19 protein-coding genes and 1 pseudogene are annotated in these 23,578 nt (G+C 71.1%); 10 read left to right on the top strand and 10 right to left on the bottom strand.

What is annotated here, in order from left to right; genetic code table 11:
• Window position 1: 1 nt before the first annotated feature.
• The 7 genes and pseudogenes from ABZU53_RS08380 to ABZU53_RS08350 all read left to right on the top strand — a co-directional run.
• Window positions 2-904 carry a type II secretion system F family protein gene (locus ABZU53_RS08380; RefSeq protein ID WP_355064680.1) on the top strand — a complete coding sequence of 301 codons (903 nt, stop codon included), beginning with the start codon at window positions 2-4 and terminating at the stop codon, window positions 902-904.
• 46 nt (window positions 905-950) lie between these two features.
• Window positions 951-1,820, top strand: coding sequence for a type II secretion system F family protein (locus ABZU53_RS08375; protein WP_354853911.1), 870 nt, complete (start codon window positions 951-953; stop codon window positions 1,818-1,820).
• 25 nt (window positions 1,821-1,845) lie between these two features.
• Window positions 1,846-2,049 (top strand): hypothetical protein, encoded by a 204-nt coding sequence (locus ABZU53_RS08370; protein ID WP_354853908.1) that lies wholly within the window; start codon window positions 1,846-1,848, stop codon window positions 2,047-2,049.
• A 5-nt stretch (window positions 2,050-2,054) separates the two neighbouring features.
• Complete coding sequence (locus ABZU53_RS08365) at window positions 2,055-2,498, top strand: TadE/TadG family type IV pilus assembly protein (RefSeq protein ID WP_355064678.1); 444 nt, start codon at window positions 2,055-2,057, stop codon at window positions 2,496-2,498.
• Window positions 2,495-2,962: a TadE/TadG family type IV pilus assembly protein gene (locus tag ABZU53_RS08360; RefSeq protein WP_354853577.1), complete on the top strand. Its 468-nt coding sequence runs from the start codon at window positions 2,495-2,497 to the stop codon at window positions 2,960-2,962. Before ABZU53_RS08365 ends, ABZU53_RS08360 begins: the two co-directional genes overlap by 4 nt.
• Window positions 2,959-3,390, top strand: coding sequence for a pilus assembly protein TadG-related protein (locus tag ABZU53_RS08355; RefSeq protein WP_354853574.1), 432 nt, complete (start codon window positions 2,959-2,961; stop codon window positions 3,388-3,390). The genes ABZU53_RS08360 and ABZU53_RS08355 overlap by 4 nt, the downstream gene beginning before the upstream one ends.
• A 14-nt stretch (window positions 3,391-3,404) precedes the next feature.
• Window positions 3,405-4,427, top strand: a pseudogene (locus ABZU53_RS08350) (LysM domain-containing protein); the annotation flags it as partial.
• Window positions 4,428-4,879: 452 nt separating this feature from the next.
• Here the strand turns inward: ABZU53_RS08350 and ABZU53_RS08345 are convergent.
• A complete protein-coding gene (locus ABZU53_RS08345; RefSeq protein WP_354853571.1) occupies window positions 4,880-5,731 on the bottom strand; it encodes a Rieske 2Fe-2S domain-containing protein in 852 nt (283 codons plus the stop codon).
• A gap of 117 nt (window positions 5,732-5,848) precedes the next feature.
• Here ABZU53_RS08345 and ABZU53_RS08340 point away from each other — a divergent pair, with 117 nt between their 5' ends.
• The gene (locus ABZU53_RS08340) at window positions 5,849-6,619 is read left to right on the top strand and encodes a crotonase/enoyl-CoA hydratase family protein (RefSeq protein WP_354853568.1); all 771 of its coding nucleotides are present in this window, start codon (window positions 5,849-5,851) and stop codon (window positions 6,617-6,619) included.
• A 30-nt stretch (window positions 6,620-6,649) separates the two neighbouring features.
• On the opposite strand, the gene ABZU53_RS08335 is transcribed toward ABZU53_RS08340, so the two are convergent.
• The 8 genes from ABZU53_RS08335 to ABZU53_RS08300 all read right to left on the bottom strand — a co-directional run bounded on the left by ABZU53_RS08335 (window position 6,650) and on the right by ABZU53_RS08300 (window position 20,358).
• The gene (locus ABZU53_RS08335; protein ID WP_355064676.1) at window positions 6,650-10,363 is read right to left on the bottom strand and encodes a discoidin domain-containing protein; all 3,714 of its coding nucleotides are present in this window, start codon (window positions 10,361-10,363) and stop codon (window positions 6,650-6,652) included.
• A gap of 181 nt (window positions 10,364-10,544) precedes the next feature.
• Window positions 10,545-13,466 (bottom strand): discoidin domain-containing protein, encoded by a 2,922-nt coding sequence (locus tag ABZU53_RS08330; RefSeq protein ID WP_355064674.1) that lies wholly within the window; start codon window positions 13,464-13,466, stop codon window positions 10,545-10,547.
• A gap of 154 nt (window positions 13,467-13,620) precedes the next feature.
• Window positions 13,621-15,243, bottom strand: a complete 1,623-nt coding sequence (locus ABZU53_RS08325) for a glycoside hydrolase family 13 protein (protein ID WP_355064672.1) — start codon at window positions 15,241-15,243, stop codon at window positions 13,621-13,623.
• A 142-nt stretch (window positions 15,244-15,385) separates the two neighbouring features.
• Window positions 15,386-16,273 (bottom strand): carbohydrate ABC transporter permease, encoded by an 888-nt coding sequence (locus tag ABZU53_RS08320; protein WP_355064670.1) that lies wholly within the window; start codon window positions 16,271-16,273, stop codon window positions 15,386-15,388.
• An 11-nt stretch (window positions 16,274-16,284) separates the two neighbouring features.
• Window positions 16,285-17,193, bottom strand: coding sequence for a sugar ABC transporter permease (locus ABZU53_RS08315; RefSeq protein ID WP_354853555.1), 909 nt, complete (start codon window positions 17,191-17,193; stop codon window positions 16,285-16,287).
• A gap of 129 nt (window positions 17,194-17,322) precedes the next feature.
• Window positions 17,323-18,702, bottom strand: coding sequence for an extracellular solute-binding protein (locus tag ABZU53_RS08310; RefSeq protein ID WP_354853553.1), 1,380 nt, complete (start codon window positions 18,700-18,702; stop codon window positions 17,323-17,325).
• Between the two features lie 296 nt (window positions 18,703-18,998).
• Window positions 18,999-20,003 (bottom strand): LacI family DNA-binding transcriptional regulator, encoded by a 1,005-nt coding sequence (locus ABZU53_RS08305; RefSeq protein ID WP_354853550.1) that lies wholly within the window; start codon window positions 20,001-20,003, stop codon window positions 18,999-19,001.
• A gap of 106 nt (window positions 20,004-20,109) precedes the next feature.
• Entirely contained in the window at window positions 20,110-20,358 is a 249-nt protein-coding gene (locus ABZU53_RS08300) for a hypothetical protein (RefSeq protein WP_354853547.1), read from the bottom strand.
• A 296-nt stretch (window positions 20,359-20,654) separates the two neighbouring features.
• Here ABZU53_RS08300 and ABZU53_RS08295 point away from each other — a divergent pair, with 296 nt between their 5' ends.
• The gene (locus ABZU53_RS08295; RefSeq protein WP_354853544.1) at window positions 20,655-20,870 is read left to right on the top strand and encodes a hypothetical protein; all 216 of its coding nucleotides are present in this window, start codon (window positions 20,655-20,657) and stop codon (window positions 20,868-20,870) included.
• A gap of 55 nt (window positions 20,871-20,925) precedes the next feature.
• Here the strand turns inward: ABZU53_RS08295 and ABZU53_RS08290 are convergent, their stop codons facing one another.
• A complete protein-coding gene (locus tag ABZU53_RS08290; RefSeq protein WP_355064668.1) occupies window positions 20,926-22,401 on the bottom strand; it encodes an FAD-dependent oxidoreductase in 1,476 nt (491 codons plus the stop codon).
• 90 nt (window positions 22,402-22,491) lie between these two features.
• Between ABZU53_RS08290 and ABZU53_RS08285 the strand changes: the two genes are divergently transcribed.
• Window positions 22,492-23,568: a serine hydrolase domain-containing protein gene (locus ABZU53_RS08285; RefSeq protein ID WP_355064666.1), complete on the top strand. Its 1,077-nt coding sequence runs from the start codon at window positions 22,492-22,494 to the stop codon at window positions 23,566-23,568.
• Window positions 23,569-23,578 lie beyond the last annotated feature (10 nt).

The raw sequence follows: 23,578 nt of genomic DNA, 5'->3' as shown, positions 1-23,578 counted from the left end.
GATGGGAAACAGCCTGGAGTTGATCGCTGTGGTCTCCGGGGCCGCCTGTGTGGCCGGGCTGCTGCTGGCGGTCGTCGCGCTGGTGGGCAGCCGCCGGCCCGCCGGGGCCGGCCCGGGAGCGGGGCCCGGCCTGAGCCGCCTCTGGCGCGGCTCCGGCGCCACTCCAGCCGAGCGGCGGGCCTACCAGGCGCTGCTGCTCACCGCGGTGGTCGCCGGGGCGTTGGCGTTCCTGCTGACCGGGCTGCCGGTGGTGGGCCTGCTGGTGGCGGTGGCGGTGCCCGGCACGCCTTGGCTGTTCGCCGTCGGCAAGGCCGAGCAGCGGGCGATCGCCCGGATCGAGGCCGTCGGCGAGTGGACCCGCCGGCTCAAGGACGTCTCCGGTACGGGGCAGGGCCTCCAACAGGCGATCATCAGCACGATCGGCAGCGTGCCACCCGGCATCGAGGACGAGGTACGGCTGCTCGCCGCCCGGTTGCAGGCCGGCTGGCTGGCCCGTTCCGCGCTGCTGGCGTTCGCCGACGAGATCGGCGATCCGGTCTGCGACCAGGTCGTGGCGGCGCTGATCCTGCACCTCACCGACCGGGGTGAGCGGCTGGGCGACGTGCTGGGCTCGATCGCCGGCGCGGCGGCCGCGGAGGTGGCGACCCGCCGGGAGATCGAGGCCAAGCGCACCCAGCCCCGGTTCGCGGTCCGCTTCCTGACCGGGATGACGCTGGCGACGCTGGCGTACGGGCTGGTCAACACCGAATACATCAAGCCGTACGGCACACCGACGGGTCAGGTGGTGATGGCCGCTCTCGGTGCCGCATTCATCGGCCTGCTGGCCTGGGTGCGGTCGATGAGCCAGCCGCAGCGGCCGGCCCGGTTCCTGCCGGCCCCCGACCCGCAGGAGGTGATCGCGTGAGCGCGAGCGGCGAAGCGCGGCGCAGCCCCGGAAGGCGGTCGCGGTGATCCTCAACTGGCACCTGGCCGTCGCGGTCTGTGGCGGGGCGACGATCGGGTTGGGCTTGTTCCTGGTGATCCGGGAGCTGGTTCCGGCGACCCCCGCGCTCGGGCCGGCGCTGCGCCGCCTGCACCAGCCGCCGGGCACCGGGCGGGTGGCCGCTCCCGCCTCCCGCCGGCTGGACTGGCTGACCGGGCTGTCCCGCTGGTTGCGACCACCGCACCGGCAGCTCGCCCTGATCGGTCAGACCCCCGAGCAGTACGCGCTGTCGGTGCTGCTGTCCGCGCTCATCGGACTGGCCACGCCGACCCTGCTCGGGGTGGCGCTGTTCGTGCTCGGTGTCTCGCTGCCGCTTGTCGTACCGGTGCTGGGTGGCCTCGGCATGGCGCTGATCGCCGGCCTGCTGGCGCACCGCTCGGTGCTGGCAAAGGCGGACGCCGCCCGCGACGAGTTCCGCCAGGCCGTCTGCACGTACCTGGATCTGGTGGCTCTGCAGCTCTCCGCCGCGCACGGGCCGGTGCAGTCGCTGGAGCGGGCCGCCGCGGTCTGTGACGGCTGGGTGTTCGACCGGCTTCAGGAGTCGCTGCGGATCGCCCAGATGCAGATGCACGCGCCCTGGGACGAGCTGCGTGACCTCGCCGACAAGATCGGCATCCCGGAGCTGGGCGACGTCGGCGCGATCATGCGCTCCTCCGGCAGCGAGGGCGCGCAGGTGCACGAGACCCTGCGCAGCCGGGCCGACTCGCTGCGCGACCAGATCCGCACCGACAACCTGGCCCGCGCCGAGGGCGTGACCAGCCGACTCGACATCCCGGGCGCACTTCTCGTCTTCGTGCTGCTCGGCTTCGTCGTCTATCCGTTCATCGCCCGTGTCTGATCCGACCCCCGAGAAGGAGTACGCCATGTCCATCCTCACCTACCTGCACGTCGTGGTGACGACGCGCTTCGCCGAGCTGCGGCGGGACGGCGAGCGCGGCGACAGCCCGGTACCGACCGCCGTGATCATCTTCGGTCTGGTCTTCGTGGCGACCATCGTCACCGGCCTGGCCCTCGGCAAGGCCAACGACTGGATGAAGGCCATCCCGAACCACACGAACCCGAAGTAGCCGGCATGCGCCGAGCCGCGTCCGGAAGGTGGCGCCGGGCGGTTCTCGCCGCCCGGTGTCGCCTCGTGGCCGGCGACCGGGAGCGGGGTGCCAACCCGGTGGAGCTGGCCGTGGTGATGCCGCTGATCCTGGTGCTCCTGTTCGCCTCGCTCCAGGTCTCGGCGGTCTTCCTGGCCCGCTCCACGGCGTTGAACGCCGCCCAGAGCGGGGTCAACGCCCAGCGGCTCTACAACGCGTCCGACAGCGCCGGGAAGGCCAGCGCCACCCGGTTCCTGTCCGCCACCGGCGGCTGGTTGCTGGGCTGGGACAGGACCGGCCCGACCTGCGTGACCACCGCGGTCGAGGTGACCTGCACGGTGACCGGCCGATCCCTGTCGGTGGTGCCCGGTGTGGACTTCGCGGTAGAGCAGACCGCGCACGGGACGGTGGAGCGGGTGACCCCGCCGTGAACCGGCCCGCCGAGCGGGGCTCGGTCTCCATCGAGGTGGCGGTGCTCGCACCCGCGTTCATCGCGCTGATGGTGCTGGCCGGCGTGGCCGGACGCAGCGCGGTGGCGGCGGAGGCCATCGACGCCGCCGCCCACGACGCGGCCCGCGCCGCCTCGATCTCCCGCAGTGCGGCCGACGCCCGCAGGGAAGCCCGCGAGGCGGCTCAGCAGCAGCTGGACTGGCGAGGGCTGAATTGCAGCGGCACTCCGACCGTGACGTTCAGCGGCTCGGTCGGAGGCGCCACCACCAGCTTCGACAGGGCCTACCGCAGCGCGCTCGGCCAGGATGCGACAGTCACCGTCACGGTCGCCTGCCGGGTGTCCTTCCGGGATCTGCGCCTCTCGGCCGTGCCCGGCATGCCCAGCGAAAACCGCGTCGAGGCGAGCTTCACCTCACCACTTGACCGCTACCGGAGCCGGCGATGACCGTCCGTCCGCTCTCCGGCGACCACGGCCGCGTGAGCATCTTCCTGGCGGTGGCGATGATCGGCGTACTGGCCATCGTGGGTCTCTCGTTCGACGGCGCCGGTCAGCTGCGCACGCTGCAACGCGCGGACAACCTCGCCGCGGAGGCGGCCCGCGCGGGCGGGCAGGCCATCGACCGGGCCACCGCGATCGAGGGTGGGCCGACGCGGATCGACCAGCCGCAGGCCCGCGTCGCGGTCGCCAACTATCTCTCCGCCGCCGGCACCACCGGCCACACCGTGAGCTTCCCGCAGATCGCCGGGGAGACCGTCGTCCGGGTACGCGTCACGATCACCTACCGCCGCTCGATGCTCGGGCTGTTCGGCTTCGCCGACCGGGTCACCGTCACCGGCGAGGCGACCGCGCGGGCCATCACCGCAGGACCGTAGGAAGGAAGGCCGCCATGTCCGCATCGGGTCGGTCCGTCGTACGGCGGACCGGACGCGTCCTCACCGGCGTCGGTGCGCTCGTCGTGCTCTGCGCTCTGGTTGCGGGCGCGCCGGTCGCGCTGCTCGCCTTCGCGGGCAATCCCCTGCCCGACCATCTGCCCACCCTCGCCGAGGTGGGCACCGCCCTGACCAGCCGCGACGACGGGCAGCTCTTCCTGCGGGCCCTGGCGCTGGCCGGCTGGTTCGGCTGGGCCACGTTCGCCTTCTCCGTCATCGTCGAATTGGGCGCGCAGACCCTGCGCCGGCCGGCGCCGAAGTTGCCGGGGATGAGCCGCCAGCAGAAGGCCGCCGCCGCGCTGGTCGGTTCGGTCGCGCTGATCCTCGCGGCCAGCCCGGCCGCCGCCAGCGCCGCGGCGGTCTACACCGCTCCGGCGTACGCCCAGTCGAGCGCTTCGACCGGAGCCGCCCGACTGCCCGAAGGTGGGCCGCTCGGGATGACCGGGAGCGGGCCGCTCGGCATGGCCGGGAGCGAGCCGCTCGGGCTGGTCGCGCCTGACGGGCCGAGCGCCGGTGACCAGGCGGCCCCGGTGTATCGCGTGGCGCGGGGCGACTACCTCGGCGAGGTGGCCGAGCGGTACCTCGACGAGTTCGGCGACTATCGACAGCTCGCCAAGCTGAACCGGCTGGACGACCCGGATCGGATTCGCCCCGGCCAACTGCTCCGGCTGCCAGCGGAGGCCGCCGACCAGGGCGCCCGCCCGCACGCCACCGGAAAACTCGTCGGCCGGCCCGCCGCGCCCAGGCCGCCGGCCCCGCGACCGGCGCCCGAGCGGACCGCGCCGGAGCGGGCGGAGCAGGCGCCCCCCGGCGGTACGGAGTCGACGGGTCAGGTACCCCCGATGACCGTCGGCGCGGCGCGGGCCGGAACCACCGACCGGGTGAACCGACCGCTGGCGGTCTCCGCCGTGCTGGCCGTCGCGAGCATCGTGGGCGCCCAGATCGGCGCGGTGCTCGGCCTGCGCCGCCGCCCGGCCACCGCCGGCGCGGCTCCCCGGCTGGCCGCGGCTGCCCGCGCGCCCCGGCGCGGCGCGGATCGGAGCGGCGGCAGCTCCCGCAGCGGCGGTCGGAGCAGCGGCGCCGCATGGGCCGCCAGCCGCGCGGCAGCGGCCACCGAGAGCACGGCGGCGCCCACCGGAGACCCGGCCCTGAGTGCGGCACCGGGCTGGACCGGCGAGGAGGCCTGGACCGGCGACGAAGGCTGGACCGGTCGTGACCAGCGCGGACCGGCCGCCGGCGGGCCCGACTGGGATGCCGTGCCGGACGAGCCATCGACCGGTCGGCACCGGCGAAGCTGACCGGTCGCGCGACAGCATGCGGCGGCAGATGGTCTGGAAAGCGATATACCTCAGAGGTATATCTATGACTCTGCGGTATGTCGACGGGGAGCGACACCAGCCCGACGGCGTCCGGTCGCGCTCAGCCGAGCATGTCAGGGGACGCGGGTCTGGAGCACGCCGTCGCGGATCCGCGTGGGCAGGATCTGCTGGTCGTTGCCGGAGGGCCCCAGTACGACCTCGCCGCCGTTGAGCCGGAACGCGCTGCCGTGCCACGGGCAGACCACGCACGCGTGGCCGTCGATCTCCTGGACCTCGCCCTCGCCGAGCGGCCCGCTCTGGTGGGGGCAGCGCTCCAGCATGACGGTGACCTCGTCGCCGTGGCGGTAGAGGATCACCGAGACGTCGTCCACCTCGCGGGTCACCAGCGTGCGCTGCGGCAGGGCCGACATGTCGACAAGCGAGTGCCAACCGTCGCTCATCCGGCGCAGCTCGGAGATGCTCTGGTTGACCTGCGCCCCCTGCTTGTACGCCAGGTGCCCGCCGATGTAGGCCCCGAGGCTCGCGGCGGACAGCCCGAGGAAGCCGAGAGCGCGGCCCATACCGTGCCGGCCGGAGAGCCGTGCCGCCAGCGAGCCGGCGTAGAAGGTCAGGCCGATGCCGTTCGCGGCGGCGTGCACCAGGCCGACGCGCCGCTGGTCGGGGGCGAGGGCCACCCAGTCGTTCAGGCCGGCGATCGCCGCCGGCACGGCGCTGACGGTGCCCAGCCCGACCAGCGCGGTGGCAGCCCGGCGCTGCCCGGGCATGAGGTCCAGCACCGCCGCGCTGATCCAGGAGCCCACCGGCACCTGCACCATCGCCGGGTGCAGGGGATGGCCCAGCGGCACCCCGTGCAGGAGGTCGCGTAACCGCCGTGGACGCAGCGTGCCCAGCACCACCCGTTGCAGCCGGTCACCCACCCGGTCCAGCCGGGACGCCTGCTCGATCTTCGTCAGGATCTCTCGCACGAGGACCGACTTCCCGGCGAACGCCGTCGCAAACCGGTCGGCGGTGACGGACCTGTAGCAACGTGTGCGGATGCTCCGGTGGGTGCGCTCCGGCGCTCCGCCAGGCACCATGGGCCGATGGGTGTACGGGTGGAGCGCGCCGGGCCGGTGACGACGGTGATCCTGGACCGCCCGGCGGCCCGCAACGCGGTCGACGGGCCGACCGCGCGGGCACTCGCGGACGCCTTTCGCTCGTTCGACGCCGACCCGGACGCGGCGGTGGCCGTGCTCTGGGGTGCCGGCGGCACGTTCTGCGCGGGCGCCGACCTCAAGGCGATCGGCACGGCCAGCGGCAATCGGGTCGAGCCGGAGGGAGACGGCCCGATGGGTCCGACCCGCATGGCGCTGAGCAAGCCGGTGATCGCGGCGATCTCCGGGTACGCGGTGGCCGGCGGCCTGGAGCTGGCACTCTGGTGCGACCTGCGGGTCGCCGAGTCCGACGCCACGCTCGGGGTGTTCTGCCGACGCTGGGGAGTGCCGCTGATCGACGGCGGGACGGTCCGGCTGCCCCGGCTGATCGGTGAGAGCCGTGCCCTGGACCTGATCCTCACCGGGCGGGCGGTGCCCGCCGACGAGGCGTACACCATGGGGTTGGTCAACCGGGTGGTGCCGCCGGGCCGGGCGCGGGCGGCGGCCGAGGAGCTGGCCGCGGCGATCGCCCGGCATCCGCAGACCTGCCTGCGCAACGACCGGGCGGCCGTGCTGGCCGGCGCCGGACGGCCCGAGGCGGAGGCGCTGGCGACCGAGCTGGCGTACGGGATGGATTCGCTGGCCACCGACGCGGCGGCCGGGGCGGCCCGGTTCGCCGCCGGCGAGGGCCGGCACGGCGCGATGCCGCCGGGAGGGTGAACCTCCCGGCGGCATCCGGTACGGCCTGACTCAGTTGCGGTTGATGGTGAAGGTCGAGGTGGTGTTGCGGATGTCCACCGCGTTGTTGCTCAACCGCAGGTTGTTGAAGGTCACCGACCCGACGGCCGGCCCCTGCCCGGACTCGGGCATCTCGTTGACCCAGATGCCGAAGCCGGACTTCGCGTCGTAGGCGTCACCGCTCTTGCGGGCGCCGCTGATCGAGATGTTGGTGAAGACCGTGTCGGTGACCGGGAACTGCGGCTGCCCACCGACGTAGTTGGTCTGGAACATGATGCCGCTGTAGGTCGGATCGACGATGTCCACGTCGCTGACCCGGATGCCCTGGAACACCTTCGAGGCGGAGAAGACCCAGATCGCCGGGAAGGTCTGCGCGCCCCAGAAATGCCCACCGGCCCGCACGATCGAGATGTTCTCGAAACGGGTCGGCGGGCTCGCGCCGAAGCCGTTCATCGGGTAGCCGAAGTCGAGCGAGCTGATGGTGATGCCGGAGTAGACGAGCGTGTCCGCGATGTAGATGTTGCGGAACGTGTTGCCGTAGCCGCCGTAGACGGCCACACCGGCGGCCCGCCAGGTCAGGGTCGAGGTCAGGTTCTCGTAGATGTTGTCCCGCATGTCCGCGCCGCCCGCGTCGATCGCCGAGAACAGCGCGAAGCTGTCATCGCCGGTGGCCCGGGCGTCGTTGTTGCTGACCAGGTTGTTGGTGCTGCCGTTGGTCATGTTGATGCCGTCGGCGAACAGGTTGCGGATCCGCGAGTTCTTGATCGTCATGTAGTCGGTGTTGGCGCCCCAGTAGAGGCAGACCTGGTGCTCGGCCCAGATGTTGTCGATCACGATGTTCGACACGTTGGCGAAGTCGAACACCTTGCCCGGCCCGTCGATGCGCGAGGTGTAGTTGCCGAAGTAGGCGAAGTTCGCGAACGACGATCCGGCCGCCGAGTTCTCGGCCCGGAAGCCGATGTCGGTGTTCTCCTGGCCGGAGGGGGCGTTGAACCGGGTGTACCAGGGCCCGGCGCCGGTCACCTTGACCGCCTTGCCGTACACCTGGAACTTCGACGAGGTGGAGTAGTTGCCGGCGGGCAGGTACACCCCGATCAGGTTGCCGGTGGTGTCCATCCGCACCCGGTCCAGGGCGTTCTGCACGTCCTGGTGGGTGAAGCCGGCCGGCGTCGCGTAGCGGGCCGAGTCCGGGTTCGCGATCGGCGAGACCTGCTCGGTGTTGATGAAGTCGATCGCGTACGTGGTGGTGTTGGCCGCGTCCTTCTGGAGGCGGATCTTGCTGCCGGCCGGCACGGTCGAGTTGAGCATGACGTTGGCTTCGTCGTAGATGTGCCGCGGTCCGCCCGCGCTCGGCGAGTTGCCCGGGCTGGTCTCGTTGCCGTACAGCCAGGCGTAGCGGGACGTCAGGTCGATGGCCTTGTGGAACGTGCCGTTGACGTAGACGTTCAGCGTGGAGTTGATGCCCCCGCCGCCCGACGCGTCGGGGATGGAGAAGCGGGTGACCAGCGTGTTGGTGCTGGCCCGGGTGGTGAACTCGACGTAGCTGCCGGTCGAGTTGAGCGTCACCGCACGCCGGCCGGACGCCTCACCGGCCACGTCGCCGACGGTCCGGTTCGGGCCCACCACTGCCGCGCCGCCGCCGACCACGCCGTCCTCGGCCTCGTACATGTCGTACGGCATGTTGGCGCCGCGCCCGACGAAGAGCGGACGGTCGCTGGTGTTGTTGCCCTGCTTGACCGGCAGTTCGTTGCTGTCGGCGGCGAGCACGACCCGGACGGTGTACTTGCCGTTCGCGGCCGTCCAGGTGCCCAGGTCGACCGGGCCGACGGTGGCCCCGGCGTTGATCACACCGGAGTACGAGCCGGTGAGGGTACGCACCACCGTGCCCGATTCGTTGAGCACGGTGAGCGTGATGCCGTGCGACCCGGACGCGGAGGCCACGCTGCCGGCGTTGCGGATCGACACGGAGAAGGTGACCGTGCTGCCGGCCGACGGGTTGCCCGGCGACCAGGCCACCGCCGAGGCGACCAGGTCACTCGTGGCGACCGGGCTCACCACCAGCGGGCTCGGGTTGGAGTAGCTGTTGTTGGTGTCGTCCTGCTCGACGACGGTGTTGGACTCGTCGACCTTCGCGCTGAGCGGATAGCTGCCCGCGTCGCGGGTGCCGATGCTGGCGCTGACCGTGGTCGAGGCGCCGGCCGCGAGGCCGCCGACCGACGCGGTGCCGACCCGGGTGGAGCCCAGGTAGAAGTTGACGTCGGTGGCGCCGGAGGCCGCCGAGCCGGCGTTGCGCACGGTGGCCGAGAGCGTGATGGTGCTGGTCTCCACGGGCGCGGACGGGCTGACCGACATGCCGGTCACGGTGAGGTCCGGGTTCGGCGCGGGGGTGCCGATGACCTGGAACTCGGCCACCTGCCCGGCCGGGGCGCCGGTGTTCGAGGCGATCGAGAGCCGTACGTCGGCGGCAGCCCCGGAGACCGGGATGGTCACCGTGTTGCCGCTGCCCGGGTTGAAGGTGTAGTTCGCCGCGCCGACCAGGGTGGTGAAGGTCGACGAGCCCTGGTCGCGGCCGAGCACTGTGATGTTCTGGGTACGCGTACCCCAGGCGGAGTCCGGGTTGAGCTTCAGCACGACCTGGCTGAGGCTGGCGTTCGCGCCGAGCTGCACGGTCAGCGTGCTCGGGTTGCCGTTGCCCTCCCAGTAGGTGGTCACGTTGTTGTCGTTGGCGTTGGTCGCCACGAACGTGTGCACGTACCCGGAGGCGGTGATCGGCTTGCCGACCGCCAGGTTGGTGCCGGTGGGAGGGGTGCCGGTGCCGGTGCGGGTCACCGTGTTGCTGTTCGACGACTGGTTGCCGGCCGCGTCCCTGGCCCGCACGTAGTACGAGACCGTGGCGGTGTCCGGCTGGCTGTCGGTGTACGTCAGCGTCGAGCCGCTGACGCTGCCGCGCAGCGCGCCACCCGCGTAGACGTCGTACCCGGTCACGCCGACGTTGTCCGTGGACGCGGACCAGGTGAGCCGGATCTGACCGCTGGCGGGCTGGGTGTAGGCCAGATTGCCGGGGGCGCTGGGGGCCTGGGTGTCGGTGCTGCCGCTGGCGCCGTACACCTCGACCTCGGAGAACTGGGCGGCCGGCCAGCCGGTGTTGCCGGTTACCTGCACCCGTACGTAGCGGGTGCTGGCAGCCGTGAAGCTGACGGTCGCGGTGTTGCCGGTGCCCGGGTCGAACGTGTAGCCGCCGGACGCCTTCAGGGTGGTGAAGGACGAGCCGTTGGTGGAGCCGAGGATCGACAGCGTCTGGGTGCGGGTCTGCCAGTCCGACGAGGGCGGCAGCTTGAGCACCACCCGGTCCACGTTGACGGTGGCGCCGAGGTCGGCCTGGATCCACTGCGGGAACGCGTTGTTGGCGCTCTCCCAGTAGGTCGACGCGTTGCCGTCGTTGGCGTTGCCCGCGACGTAGTTCTGGTTGTAGCTGCTGGCGCTCATGCTGGCGGAGAGCCCGGCGAGCAGGGCCGCGCGGGCGGACCCGGCCGGGGCCGGAGCCGGCTTCGCCGCCGGTGCCGCGGTCGCCGGGGTGAGGGCGGGGACGGCGGCGAGGAGCAGTCCGGCGAGCGCGCCGGCGAGCAGCCGCCGGCCGGCCGGCAGTCGGTGGGCTCGGTCGGCTCGGGGGACGGGACCGGGCGAGCCGGCACGCGGGGTGCCTCGGGTGGGGCCGTTTCTGGACATGGGTGGCTACACCTCTTTCGGGGGTGGTGTGGGTGCGTTGCCCGGTGACGGGTGCAGGGGTACGCCCGTCGTGCCGCGACAGGTGGGGGACGGTGCGGGACGGGTGCGGGCGGGCCGGCGCCGCGCTGCGCCGGGCTCCCCGACCGGTGGCCCCCGCCCTGCTCGGGCGGGGGCCGTCGGCCTAGCTGGAGTAGACCTCGAACTCGCTGAGCTGGCCGGCGGGCCAGCCGGTGTTGCCGGTGACGGTCAGCCGCAGGTACCGCTGGCTGGTCGCCGTGAAGGTCACGGTGACCGTGTTGCCGCTGGCCGGGTTGAACGTGTAGCCGGCGGACGCCTTCAGGGTGGTGAACGACGAGCCGGTGGTGGAGCCGAGCACCGACAGCGTCTGCGTACGGGTCTGCCACGCCGACGACGGCGGCAGCTTCAGCACGACCCGGGACACCGAACGGGTGGCACCCAGGTCCACCGTCAGCGACTGCGGGAAGGCGTTGTTGGCGCTCTCCCAGTAGGTGTTGGCGTTGCCGTCCACCGCGTTGGGCGCGGCGTACACGTCGGAGTGGCTGGTTTCGGTGATCGACCGTCCGGCCGCGAGGTTGCCACTGGGCGGGGGCGTCGTCGGCGGGGCGGTGGTCGGTGGGGCCGTCGTCGGTGGGGCGGTGGTCGGCGGCGGCGTGGTGGCGGTGCCGCCGTACACCTCGACCTCGCTGAGCTGGGCGGCCGGCCAGCCCGTGTTGCCGGTGACGGTGACCCGGATGTAGCGGCGGTCACCGGAGGGCAGCCCGATCGACACGGTGTTGCCCGTGCCGGGGTCGAAGACCCGACCGGCGGACGACGCCAGGGTGCTGTACGACGAGCCGTCGGTGGAGCCGAGCACCGACAGCGTCTCGGTGCGCTGCTCCCAGCCGGCGGGCAGCTTGAGCACCACCCGGTCGACCGAGCGGGCCGCGCCCAGGTCCACCGTCAGCGACTGCGGGAAGGCGTTGTTGGCGCCCTCCCAGTAGGTGGCCGCGTTGCCGTCCACGGCGTTGCCCGCCGTGTAGCTCTGGTTGGTGCTGGTCGCGGTCGTCGACCGGTTCAGCGCCAGGTTCCCGCCGGTGGGCGGCGGCGTGGTCGGGGGCGGCGTGGTCGGCGGTGCGGTGGTGGGCGGTGCGGTGGTGGGTGGCGCGGTGGTGGGGCCGGTGGTCGGCGGGGTGCTGGGGCCGCCACCCCACTGCGGCTCCGGCCACGGGCCGCAGTACGGGGTCGACGTGTACCAGCCCGAGTTGCCGGAACCCTGGGTGATCTGGAAGCCGCCGCCCACGCAGTTGTGCATCGGGTTGCTCTGCGCGATGTTGGTGGCGCGCACGTTGGTGAACGACACCTGGCTGGGCGCCTGCACCTGGAGCGCGTACGTGCCGGCGCCGTCGATCCGTACGTTGGTGAGGTTGATCCCGCTGGTCTGGCCCTCGATCCAGTGCAGCGCGGCGTACGAGCTGTCCAGGATGTCGGTGTCGGTGATGTTGATGGTGGCCTGCTGGAACGCCTCGTTGAGGGCGGAGAACCAGATCGCCCCGACGCCGAAGTTCCAGTTGTAGTCCGAGTTGCCGTTGCGGATCAAGGTGTTCCGGGCGATCGTCCAGGTGCCCCGGACCGCGGTGTCGCCCTGCACACCGGGGTAGCGGTTGGCGACGTGGATGCCACCGCCGTTGGTCAGCGAGTCGGCCGTCACGTTGTCGGTGATCTTGATGTCCCGACCGCCGTAGCTGACCAGATGGTTGGCCAGCAGCGTCACGCCGATGGTGTTGTGCGTGAACGAGTTGTTGACGTTCGGCACGCTCTGCGCCCACATCGCCAGGGCGTCGTCGCCGGTGTTGCGGACGAACGTGTTGGTCACCGTCGAGTTGGTGACGCCGGTGTGGAAGTTCACCCCGTCGGCGGTCTGGTCCAGGATGCGGCTGTTGCGGATGGTGAAGTTGTCCATCGGGCCGTCCATCCACGCCCCGACCTTGGTGTTCTCCAGCCACAGGTTGTCCACCACCGAGTTGGTCATCGCCCCGCCCAGGGCGTTGACCTGGTCCTCGTCCACCCGCTCGCGGATGTCGCCGATGATGGCGAAGTCCCGCAGGGTGACGTTGCGGCTCGGCCCGCCGGCCTCGTGCGCCCGGATCTCGCCGGTGTAGCCGCCGCCGGGGACGTACTTGCCGTAGATGCCGGCGGCCCGCTTGCGGTCGGTGGGGTGCCGCCCGCCGAGCACCGAATACCACGGGCCGGCGCCACGCAGGGTCACCCCATCGACCACCACGTGATCCCAGAGGGTGAACGTGCCGGTCGGGATCCAGACGGCCCGGCCCTGGGCCTTTCCGGCGTCGACCGCAGCCTGGAACTTCGCGGTCGAGTCCGTCGCGCCGCTCGGGTCGGCGCCGAAGTCGGTGACCACGTCGAGCACACCGGAGGGCTTGCTGATCGGTGCGCCCACCAGCTCGAAGTCCGCCAGGTCGATCGTGAAGGAGGGCGACTGGGCGGTCGAGGAGACCTGCAACCGGATCTTCGTACCGGCCGGGTAGGTGGTGCCGAACATCGCCCGGGTCTCGTCGTAGAAGTGGTGCGGGTTCGTGTCGCCCGGGTTGTTGTTGAACGGGTAGCCGCCGTAGTACCAGCCGTACCGCGATGTCACCGGCACCGACTTCAGCAGGGTGCCGTTGGCCCGCAGGTCGAGGGCGGCGTCCCGGCCGGTGCCGGCCGGGCTGTCCGGCAGGCTGTGCCGGAAGGTGACCGCGTTGGCCGGGGCGGTGAGCGTGAACTCGACGTACTCGCCGACGGAGTCGAGGGTGACCGCCTCGCGGCCGGACGCCTCCGACGGCAGCGTGCCGTAGCGCCGGTCCGGGCCGATCCTCGTGCCGTTGGAGGCTGCCTTCTCCGCCTCCTGCTCGATGAACGGGACGGTCGCGCCACGGCCCGAGATGTCGAAGGGGGACAACCCGGCCGCCGAAGCCGGGGTGGCGGTGCCGGTGACCGCGAGGGCGGTCACCGTGGTGGCGGCGAGCAGGGTGGCGGCGATCGCGGCCAGCCCGACGCGCGCCGGGTGTCGGAGGTGGTGCGGGGTGGCGGTGGTGTGGTTGGCCATGAGCTGTGCTCTCCCTCTCGTCAGGCAGGCCAGGTCCCCCGTTTCGGTGCGGCGTGGCGGTTTCTCCCCCTCTCGTTCCTCCTTCCTCGGTCGTGGTGTGCGGGTGGGTGGTGCCGGCGGCCGGGACGGGACCGCCGGCACCACGTCGGTCGGATCAGGTCAGGGCGGCGGCGTCCGCGCGCGGTCCGTCCTCCGCTCCGGGGGTACGCAGCCAGACGGCCGTGTCCGACGGCAGCAGACCGTCGTCGAGGGGGCCACTGGCCAGCAGCAGCTCCCCGTCGGCGGGCAGCGGCACCGCCGCGTCGGTGAGGTTGACCAGGCAGCGGAAGCCACCGCCACGGCTGAACGCCAGCACCCCGTCCGGGGCGGGCAGCCACGTCAGCTCACCGTCGCCGAGCGCCGCCTCGGCCCGCCGGATGTGGATCGCCGCCCGGTACAGCTCCAGCATCGAGGCCGCGTCGCCGGTCTGCGCCAGCGCCGTCCGGTCCTTCCAGTCGGCCGGCTGGGGCAGCCAGGGCGCCGCCGCCCCGTCGGGGCTGAACCCGAACGGCGGCTCGTCACCGGCCCACGGCAGCGGCACGCGGCAGCCGTCGCGACCGGGGTCGATCCGACCGGAGCGTTCCCACATCGGGTCCTGCCGCAGCGCGTACGGGATGTCCTCGACCTCCCAGAGCCCCAGCTCCTCGCCCTGGTAGACGTAGGCGGCGCCGGGCAGCGACAGCGACAGCAGCGCGGCGGCCCGCGCCCGGCGGGTGCCCAGCTCCAGGTCGGTAGGGATCCCCTCGCGCTTGGCCGCGAAGCTGAACGTGGTGTCCGCCCGGCCGTAGCGGGTGACGTGCCGCGTCACGTCGTGGTTGGACAGCACCCAGGTGGCCGGTGCGCCGACCGGCGCGTGCGCGCTCAGCGTCCCGTCGATGCTCTCGCGCAGCGCGGACGCGTCCCAGGCGCAGCCGAGGAAGTCGAAGTTGAACGCCGCGTGCAGCTCGTCGGGGCGCAGGTAGTTGGCGAACCGCTGCCGGTCCGGCAGCCACACCTCACCGATCAGCGCGCGATCGGCGTAGGAGTCGGCGACCCGCCGCCAGCCCCGGTAGATGTCGTGCACGCCGTCGAGGTCGTGGAACGGGTGCTGGTGGTCCGGTCGGACCTCGGGCAGCGTCCCGTCCTTCACCAGCAGACCGGCGGAGTCGATCCGGATGCCGTCGACGCCCCGGTCGAACCAGAACCGCAGGATGTCCTCGAATTCTGCCCGCACCCGGGGGTGGTCCCAGTTGAAGTCGGGCTGCTGGGGGGCGAACAGGTGCAGGTACCAGTCGCCGGGCGTGCCGTCCGGGTTGGTGGTGCGGGTCCAGGTCTCGCCGCCGAACTCGCCGATCCAGTCGGTGGGCCGCTGGTCACCGTTCGGGCCGCGGCCGGGACGGAACCAGAACAGGTCCCGCTCGGGCGCTCCCGGGCCGCCGGCCAGCGCGGCCTGGAACCACGGGTGCGCGTCGGAGCAGTGGTTGGGCACCACGTCGACGATCGTCCGGATGCCGAGGTCGTGCGCCTCCGCGATCAACGCCTCCACCTCGGCGAGCGTGCCGAAGACCGGATCGATGTCGCGGTAGTCGGACACGTCGTACCCGGCGTCGGCCATCGGGGACGGATACCAGGGGCTGAACCAGATCGCGTCGACGCCGAGCGCGGACAGGTGGTTCAGCCGGGACCGGATGCCGGCGATGTCACCGATGCCGTCGCCGTTGCCGTCGGCGAAGCTCCGGGGATACACCTGGTAGATCACGGCTCCACGCCACCACGGACTTCTGTCAGCTGTGGACACGAGCACCTGCTTTCTGCGTCAGTACGTCGGCGGGTTCGCCGGAGGGAGATATGTGTCGGGACGAACGGTCGTTGTTCGCCGCGCGGGTGAATGCGGTCGTGGGCTATCCCTTGATGCCGCCCGTGGTCAGGCCGGACATGATGTTCCGTTGGAAGATCAGGAAGATGATGACAGTCGGGATGGCGGCGATGACCGACGCGGCGATCACCACGTTCATCGGCGTACCACCCGCGAAGGTGTAGATGCCGACGCTGACCGTCCGGGTCTCGGGCGACGGCATGACCAGTTTCGGCCAGAGGAAGTCCTTCCAGACCGCGGTCACCGCGAAGATCGAGACGACGCCGAGGATGGGACGCGACAGCGGCAGGATGATCGACCAGAGCGTGCGCAGCGACGTCGCCCCGTCCATCAGGGCGGCGGCCATCAGCTCCTCCGGGATCGAGTCGAAGAACCGCTTCAGCAGGAAGATGTTGAACGCGTTCGCGACCATCGGCAGCCAGATCGCGAACGGTGAGTCGAGCAAATTGATGTGCAGGATCGGCAGGTCGAGCACCGTCACGTACTGCGGAACGATGAGGACCATCGCCGGGATCATCAGGGTGCCCAGCATCAGGGCGAGGATCGCGTTGCCGAAGATCGGCCGGAGCTTCGACAGGGAGTACGCGGCGGCGCTGTCGAAGACGAGTTGGAACAGCACCGCCCCGATGGCGTAGTAAAAGGTGTTGAACAGCAGCTTGGCGAGGGCGAGGTTGTTCCACGCGTCGATGTAGTTCTGCGGCTGCGGGTCCTTCGGGAACAGCGACGGCGGGGTCTGCGCGATCTCCTGGCCGGACTTGAGCGCGCCGGTGACCATCCAGTAGAGGGGCCCGAGGAAGACGAGCGTGAAGCCCGCCACGACGACCACGAGCAGCGTCCAGTAGATGACCTTGCCGCGCCCCCGGCTCAGCTGGGAGTGGGAGATGAGGGTCCGGGTACCGGAATCCTGTGCCATTGGGCGCCGTCCTAGTCCTGTTTCGCAGTCAGTCGCACGTACACGGCGGAGAAGCCGGCCAGCACCACGAGCATGATCACGCCCAGCGCGGCGGCGCCGTTGAGATCGTTCTGGAAGAACCCGTGCTGGTAGATGAGGTACGCCACCGAGGTCGCGGAATCCTCCGCGCCCGCGCCGTTGGCGAGGATCAGTGGCTCGATGAAGAGCTGCATCGTGGCGACGATCTGCAGCATCGCCAGGAGCGCGAGGATCAGCCGGGTCTGCGGGATCGTCACGTGGCGGATCCGCCGCCAGATCCCGGCGCCGTCGAGCTCTGCCGCCTCGTACAGCTCACCGGGAATGTTCTGCAACGACGCCAGGTAGATCAGGACGGCGCCACCCATGTTCATCCAGGTGGACGCGATCACCATGGCCGGCATCGTCATCGCCGGCGACTGCATCCACTGCGACGTGGGCAGGTGCAGCGCCGTGAGGATCGCGTTGAACAACCCCGCCTCGCTGGGGTCGTACGCGTAGAACTTGAAGAGGAACAGCGCCGAGGCCGGCGGCAGCATGACCGGCAGGTAGACCAGGACCCGCAGGTAACCCTTGGCGTGGCGGAACTCGTTGAGCAGGATCGCCACGAAGAACGGCACCGCGTACCCGAGCACGAGCGCGAGCACAGTGAAGTAGAGCGTGTTCTTCCAGGCGGGCCAGAAGCTGGGGTCGGCGATGAGGCGGGAGTAGTTGTCCCAGCCCACCCAGGTCGTCTCGCCGCGCCTGGTCCGCTGGAAGCTCATGACGATGCCGCGGATCATCGGGTACCAGGAGAAGACCACGAAGCAGAGCACGGCGCCGATCAGGAACGCGTGCCCGGCGAGGTTGTCCCGTACCTTGCGGCCGAGGCTCGTGCGCTGCGGCCCTGTCGCGTACGGCGACATCGGGCGACCCGGTTTCCTGGGGGCCTGGGGGACGGCGGTGATCGCCAAGGCAACTCCTGCGGAAGTCAGTGACGCGGACGGTGCGGCGCGGGGTGTGGGGGCCGGTGGACCGACCCCCACACCTGCCGGTCAGCTCTCGGCGGCCAGGAGCTGGTTGACCTTCTCTTCGGCCGTCTTCAGCAGCGCGTCGATGTTCGCGTTCGGGTTCGTCAGCACCCCGGACATCGCGGCGTCGAGGACCGCGTAGATCGCCTGCGCGTTGCGCGGCTCACCCTTGATCGGCACCGGGGTCGCCTCGAAGATGGCGAAGTTCGCGGTGTCGACGTTCGCGTTCGCCTTGCGCAGCTCGAGTTCCTGCTTCTGCGCCTCGCTGCCGTTGGCGAACAGCAGCGGCTGGGGCAGACCCACCGGGTAGTTCTGCGGCTTGGCCCGGACGTAGTCGAACTGGCCCTTGCCCGGCGTGAGCTTCTGGTAAGCGATCCACTTCAGACCGGCCTTGACCTGCTCGGGAGAGAGGTCCTTCTTGAAGAAGTAGCCCTCGCCGCCGCCGAGCGTGCCCTTCGCCGGACCGTCCTGGCCGGGCAGCGGGGCCATCGCCCAGTCCTGGAACTTGCCCTGGAACTGGCTGACGATCGCCTGGGTGGCGTCCGGGGCGCCGATGAACATGCCGACCTTGCCCGCGCCGGCGTTGGTCAGCAGGTCACCCCACTGGAGCAGCTGGCGGGAGCCCATGCTGTTGTCGCCGTACCGCATGTCCTTGATGTTCTGCAGGACCTGCTTGCCCATCGCGTTGTTGAAGTCGGCCTTCTTGCCGTCCGCGGACAGCACCTGGCCACCCTGCGAGTAGAGCAGCGAGGTGAAGTGCCAGCCGCCGGTGTTGCCGGCGCTGTACTCGGAGTAGCCGGCGATGCCGTTGCCGAGGGCGGAGATCTTCTTGGCGGCGGCCCGGACGTCGGCCCAGGTCTTGGGCGGGTTGTTGACGTCGAGCCCGGCCTTCTGGAACAGGACCTTGTTGTAGACCAGGCCCATCGAGTAGTTCTTCACCGGGACGGCGTACAGCTTGCCGCCGTCGGTGAAGGCCTCCTTGAGCGCCGGGTCGACGCTGTCCCAGGTGGGGATCGTGTCCTTGTTGACGACCCCACTGATGTCCATCGCCTGACCGGAGTCGAGCACCTGCTGGAGATCGGTCATGTACCCGTAGAACACGTCGGTCACGGTGCCGCCGGCGAGGCGGGCGGTGAAGTCCGGCGGGTTGTTGCACTGCTCGCCGACGCTCACGCTCTTGACGACGATGTCCGGGTTCTGCTTCTGGAACTCGACGACATCGTCGTTCCAGTTCTTCAACAACTCTTTCTGTGCGCCGACCGGCTGGCAGTCGACCGTGATGGTGACCTTGCCGCCGGCGGTCGTGCCCTTGTCGTCGCTCTTCGTGGAGCATGCCGTGAGGCTGAACCCCAGGCCGGCCACGAGCGCCAGCGCCGCAGCCCTTCGGTATTGCGGTACGGACATCTGTCCATCCCTTCGGGAACGGGTGTCTCCATGAGGTGCGCTGATCTGCGGTGATGCGACCTGACGCCCTGTAGCTGCGCCGGAGCCAGGTGTGAGTGGAGTCACTGTAACGAGGCCGACTCATTTCAGCAAGGTGTCGACCGTGTGTTGAAAGGACACGACTTCTTGACGACAGAGACCGACAGTCGCTTGTTTTACGCCGGATTTGATCGCTTATGGACGCAAAAAAAAGCCGCCGACCGCGATGAGCGGTCGACGGCCGGACGGGGCTGGCGGTCAGTACGGCAGGGGCATCGTCAGCGGCCGGGGGCGGGCGCGGTGGAACCGCGAACCACCAGCTCCGGTTCGAACAGCAGCTCGTCCTGGAGGACGCCGGCGCCCTCGATCTGGGTGACCAGCAGATCCACGGCGGCCTGACCCATCGTCTCGATCGGCTGCCGCACCGTGGTCAGCGGCGGGTCGGTGCAGGTCATGAACGCCGAGTCGTCGTAGCCCACCACCGAGATGTCCGTCGGCACCGCACGACCCAGCCGCCGTGCGGCTCGAATGGTGCCCAGGGCCAGCACGTCGCTGGCGCAGATGATGCCCGTGACGCCACGCTCGACGAGCTTCGTCGCGGCGACCCGCGCCCCCTCCATGGAGAAGCTGGAGCGCTGGACGCACTCAGCGTCGCCCTCGCCCCAGCCCGCAACCTGGACCATCGCGTCCAGCTTGCGGCGGGACGGCACGTGCCCCTCCGGGCCGAGCACCATCCCGATCCGCTCGTGGCCGAGCGAACGCAGATGCCCGTACGCCTGCTCCACCGCCACCGCGTCGTCGGTGGAGACGCGCGGAAAGCCCAACTCGTCCACACCGGCGTTGACCAGCACCACCGGAAGGCCCCGATCGGTGAGCCTCCGATAGTGGTCGTGCCGGGCGTCGGCGAGCGCGTACGAACCACCGGCGAAGATCACCCCGGAGACCTGGTGGTCGAGGAGCATCTCCACGTAGTCCATCTCGGACACGCCGCCGATTGTGCGGGCGCAGAGCGCCGGGGTGTAGCCGCGCTGTGCGAGGGAGCCGGTGACGACCTCGGCGAGCGCCGGGAAGATGGGGTTCTGCAGCTCGGGCAGCACCAGCCCGACCAGCCGGGCACGCTCGCCGCGCAGCTTGGTCGGTCGCTCGTAGCCGAGCACGTCCAGCGCGGTCAGCACGGCCGTGCGGGTCGTCTCGGAGACGCCGTCCCGACCGTTGAGCACCCGGCTGACGGTGGCCTCGCTGACGCCCGCCTTCTTGGCAACTTCAGTCAACCGCTTAGTCACGGGCGCAATCGTACGTCACCAGAATGAAAGAAATGAACGGCAATTGAGGCAAAGTTTGCGGTCCGGCTGTCGCACCGCGCTCGCCAGTCGACAGTCAGATTCTGAGTCACGTCGTCAGGCGCGGACTGGATCGTCGTGAACGCCCGACCGCCGGTTCGACCCGGCGCTGGACGCGCAGCCCGGCTCTTCGGACAAACAGCTCGCGCTTGGCCCTCGCCAACCCCTGCGCGTCGAGCGCATAACCCGTGATCCAGAGCCAGCCGGTGTACGGGTCGACCTCGCCCAGTGACACCAGCCGCAGCAGGAGGGCCCGCTCACCCGTGAACTGCACCGAACAGGCGGCCCCGATCAGCATGACATCTCCCGGACGAGGTGCCGACGTCGTCACCGCTCCTCGCCAGGCCAGTGCCCGCGATTGATCGGGACGCGATGCCTGACTCGGCACGGCAACTCGTTCCCACACCGGCAGACGTTCCGCCACCTGACCCACGACCACACCGGCTTGTGCCGGCGAGCCAGCGTCAGCGCGACCGCCGTCAGGTACTCGGCGTAAGAAACACGTCGGGTCATACGCCTACAGTCGCCACCCCGGACGAATTAGTCAACTGGCAATAGCCAAAAGGAAAGGCTAGGTCGTCTTACGTTCGGGCCATGGACCGAGGGCCGGGTCAGCTCATGGGGCCGTACGAGATCGCCGAACGCCTGGGCGTCTCGCGCCAGCGATTCCAGCAGCTTGCCCGGTATCCCACCTTCCCGAAGCCGTACCAGGAGCTACGAGGGACGAAGGTCTGGTTGGCCGAGGATGTCGAGGCTTGGATCAAGAAGTACCGCCAGCCTCGCCCAACGGAGGACGACACCCCGGGCTGACCGAGTCGAGCGGTCAGCCCCAACGCTCGGCAGCACACAGAGCGGCACGCCACCGTCAGGACAGGTCGCGCAGCGCGTCCTCGATGGCGCGGTGGAAGGTCGGGTACGCGTAGATCATGTGCCGCAGTTGGCTCAGCGGCACGGCCGCGTGCACCGCCACCACCAGCGCCGACAGCACCTCACCACCGGCCGGGCCGACCGACGTCGCGCCGATCAGCACGCCCTGGTCGGCGTCCGCGACGAGCTTGATGAAACCCTCGTCACCGACCTGGTGGATCCAGCCACGGGTCGAGCTGCCCAGCTTGGTGAACCCGACCTGCACGTTGATGCCACGCTCGCGGGCCTGCTGCTCGGTCAGCCCCACCGCCCCGACCTCGGGATCGGTGAAGGTCACCCGGGGCAGCGCGCGGTAGTCGGCGCGCGGCACGGTGCCGGCCGACCCACTCGACCCGCTGGCGGCCAGCGAACTGGAAGCGCCCATCGCACCGCCGACGACGCTGGCGGTCCCGCTGGCGTCGGCCCCCGCCGTCGCCCCCCGGGCGTGGGCCAGCAGATCGGCCACGACGATCCCCGCCTGGTACATGGCGATGTGGGTGAACGCCCCCTCGCCCGTCAGGTCGCCCACCGCCCAGACGCCGTCGGTCACGTGCAGCCGGTCGTCCACCGGCAGGTAACGCTGGGTGGCGTCCACACCGACGCTGTCCAGCCCCAACTCCTCCAGGTGCGCCCGGCGGCCGGTCACCACGAGCAGTCGCTCGGCGGTGAACTCCGCCCCACCGCCGCCGTGCAGCGTGAAACGGTCGCCATCGTGCTCGACCCGTTCGGCCCGTACGCCGGTGTGGATCTCGACGCCGTCGGCGCGCAGCGCGGCGGCGGCCACCTCGGACGCCTCCGGCTCCTCGACGGCCAGCACCCGGTCCAGCGCCTCCACCACGGTGACGCGGACGCCGAAGCGCGCGAAGACCTGGGCCAGCTCCAGCCCGATCGCGCCCCCACCGAGCACCAGCAGCGACTCGGGCAGCTGCTCGACCTCGATCGCCTGGTGGTTGGTCCAGTACGGCGTGTCGGCCAGGCCGTCGATCGGCGGCACCGAAGGCCGGGTGCCGGTGCCCAGGACGACGCCGTGCCGGGCCTGGAACACCTGGTCACCGACCCGGACCCGACCCGGGCCGTCGAGCCGGCCACTGCCCCGGACGAACCGGCCGCCCTTGCCGGTGAACCGCTCGACCGCGACCGTGTCGTCCCAGCTGTCGGTGGCCTCCTCGCGGATCCGCTTCGCCACCGGCGCCCAGTCCGGCCGGACCTGCGCCGTGCCCGCGAGCCCGTCGACCCGACGCGCCTCGGCCAGCGCGTTGGCGGCCCTGATCATCATCTTGCTCGGGATGCAGCCCCAGTACGGACATTCGCCGCCGACGAGGTCCCGTTCGACGCCGACCACGCTGAGGCCGGCCTCAGCGAGCCGCCCGGCCACCTCCTCGCCGCCGACCCCGAGCCCCACCACGATCACATCCACCAGCTCCGGCTCCGCCATCGAGACAGCATCCCCCAGCGGTCTCTCCCCGACCACCGGGGTCGGGAAAAGTCGGCACGGTAACGCCGTCGGACCGCCTACGGTGATCCGATGCCTGCACGCTTCGACCCCGTCCGGGACTGCTTCCACGACCTGCTCGCTTCCGGCCGGGAGTCCGGCGCCAGCCTGACCGTCTGGTACGACGGCCAGCCGGTGCTCGACCTGGTCGGCGGCTCCCGGACCGCCGACGGGCCGTCCGACCAACCGTGGCGGCCGGACACGCTGGTCAACGTCTACTCGGTCGGCAAGCCCGTGGCCGCGCTCTGCCTGCTGCTGCTCGTCGACCGGGGACAGGTCGACCTCGACTCGCCAGTCGAGAGGTACTGGCCGGAGTTCCGCACCCCGGCCACCGTGCGGCAGGTGTTGTCGCACACCGCCGGGCTGCCGGCCTTTCCGGTGCCCCGGCCGGCGGCCGCCATCACCGACTGGGCGCTGCTGGCGGGCGACCTGGCCGCCGCCGACCCCGAGTGGCCGCCCGGGTCGCTGGCCGGAGAGCACGCCTGGACGTACGGCCATCTGGTGGGCGAGCTGGTCCGCCGGGTCGACGGCCGCGGCGTGGGCCGCTTCCTGGCCGACGAGATCGCCGGCCCGTGGCAGCTCGACCTCGGCTTCGGGCTGGCCGAGGCGGATCAGCGGCGCTGCGCGGACCTGCGCTACGGCGACCCACAGTGGCCGAGCCGGCAGCTCGGCGAGCCCGGCTCACTGCGGGCGCGGGCGATGGGCAACCCGGCCGGCGGGCTGGACCTCGCCGTGCTGAACAGCCCGCTGTGGCGGGCCGCCGAGATGCCGGCGGTCAACCTGCACGCCACCGCCGCCGGCCTGGCCCGGCTCTACGCCGGCCTGCTGGCCGGTGGCGTCCTGGACGGCGTACGGCTCTTCAGCCCCGGCCTCGTCGACGAGGCCACCCGGGTCCAGTACGACGGGCCGGACCTGGTGCTGGACCGCCGGGCCCGGTGGACGCTGGGTATGCAGTGGGAGCCGGACGGCAGCTGGGGCATGGGCGGGCTCGGTGGCAGCAGCGCCTGGGCCGACCCGGTGCGCGGCTACTGCCTCGCGTACGCCACGGCGCTGCTCGCGGAACACGACCGGGTCGACGAGCTGGCCGAGGCCCTGCACTCGGTGCTCTGACGCGTCGTCG

It is taken from the genome of Micromonospora sp. NPDC005194, assembly GCF_040608335.1.
In the GTDB taxonomy this organism is placed as follows: domain Bacteria; phylum Actinomycetota; class Actinomycetes; order Mycobacteriales; family Micromonosporaceae; genus Micromonospora.
The sequence above is the reverse complement of the archived record's forward strand: the minus strand, read 5'-3'. Positions and strand labels throughout refer to the sequence as shown.

What these genes read in the sequence shown, in the direction of transcription:
- ABZU53_RS08330 (WP_355064674.1), bottom strand. Translation starts at nt 13,466, where the DNA reads ATGGCCAACCACACCACCGCCACCCCGCACCACCTCCGACACCCGGCG.
- ABZU53_RS08355 (WP_354853574.1), top strand. Translation starts at nt 2,959, where the DNA reads ATGACCGTCCGTCCGCTCTCCGGCGACCACGGCCGCGTGAGCATCTTC.
- ABZU53_RS08380 (WP_355064680.1), top strand. Translation starts at nt 2, where the DNA reads ATGGGAAACAGCCTGGAGTTGATCGCTGTGGTCTCCGGGGCCGCCTGT.
- ABZU53_RS08335 (WP_355064676.1), bottom strand. Translation starts at nt 10,363, where the DNA reads ATGTCCAGAAACGGCCCCACCCGAGGCACCCCGCGTGCCGGCTCGCCC.
- ABZU53_RS08300 (WP_354853547.1), bottom strand. Translation starts at nt 20,358, where the DNA reads ATGCTGATCGGGGCCGCCTGTTCGGTGCAGTTCACGGGTGAGCGGGCC.
- ABZU53_RS08370 (WP_354853908.1), top strand. Translation starts at nt 1,846, where the DNA reads ATGTCCATCCTCACCTACCTGCACGTCGTGGTGACGACGCGCTTCGCC.
- ABZU53_RS08340 (WP_354853568.1), top strand. Translation starts at nt 5,849, where the DNA reads ATGGGTGTACGGGTGGAGCGCGCCGGGCCGGTGACGACGGTGATCCTG.
- ABZU53_RS08365 (WP_355064678.1), top strand. Translation starts at nt 2,055, where the DNA reads ATGCGCCGAGCCGCGTCCGGAAGGTGGCGCCGGGCGGTTCTCGCCGCC.
- ABZU53_RS08295 (WP_354853544.1), top strand. Translation starts at nt 20,655, where the DNA reads ATGGACCGAGGGCCGGGTCAGCTCATGGGGCCGTACGAGATCGCCGAA.
- ABZU53_RS08315 (WP_354853555.1), bottom strand. Translation starts at nt 17,193, where the DNA reads ATGTCGCCGTACGCGACAGGGCCGCAGCGCACGAGCCTCGGCCGCAAG.
- ABZU53_RS08310 (WP_354853553.1), bottom strand. Translation starts at nt 18,702, where the DNA reads ATGTCCGTACCGCAATACCGAAGGGCTGCGGCGCTGGCGCTCGTGGCC.
- ABZU53_RS08290 (WP_355064668.1), bottom strand. Translation starts at nt 22,401, where the DNA reads ATGGCGGAGCCGGAGCTGGTGGATGTGATCGTGGTGGGGCTCGGGGTC.
- ABZU53_RS08285 (WP_355064666.1), top strand. Translation starts at nt 22,492, where the DNA reads ATGCCTGCACGCTTCGACCCCGTCCGGGACTGCTTCCACGACCTGCTC.
- ABZU53_RS08320 (WP_355064670.1), bottom strand. Translation starts at nt 16,273, where the DNA reads ATGGCACAGGATTCCGGTACCCGGACCCTCATCTCCCACTCCCAGCTG.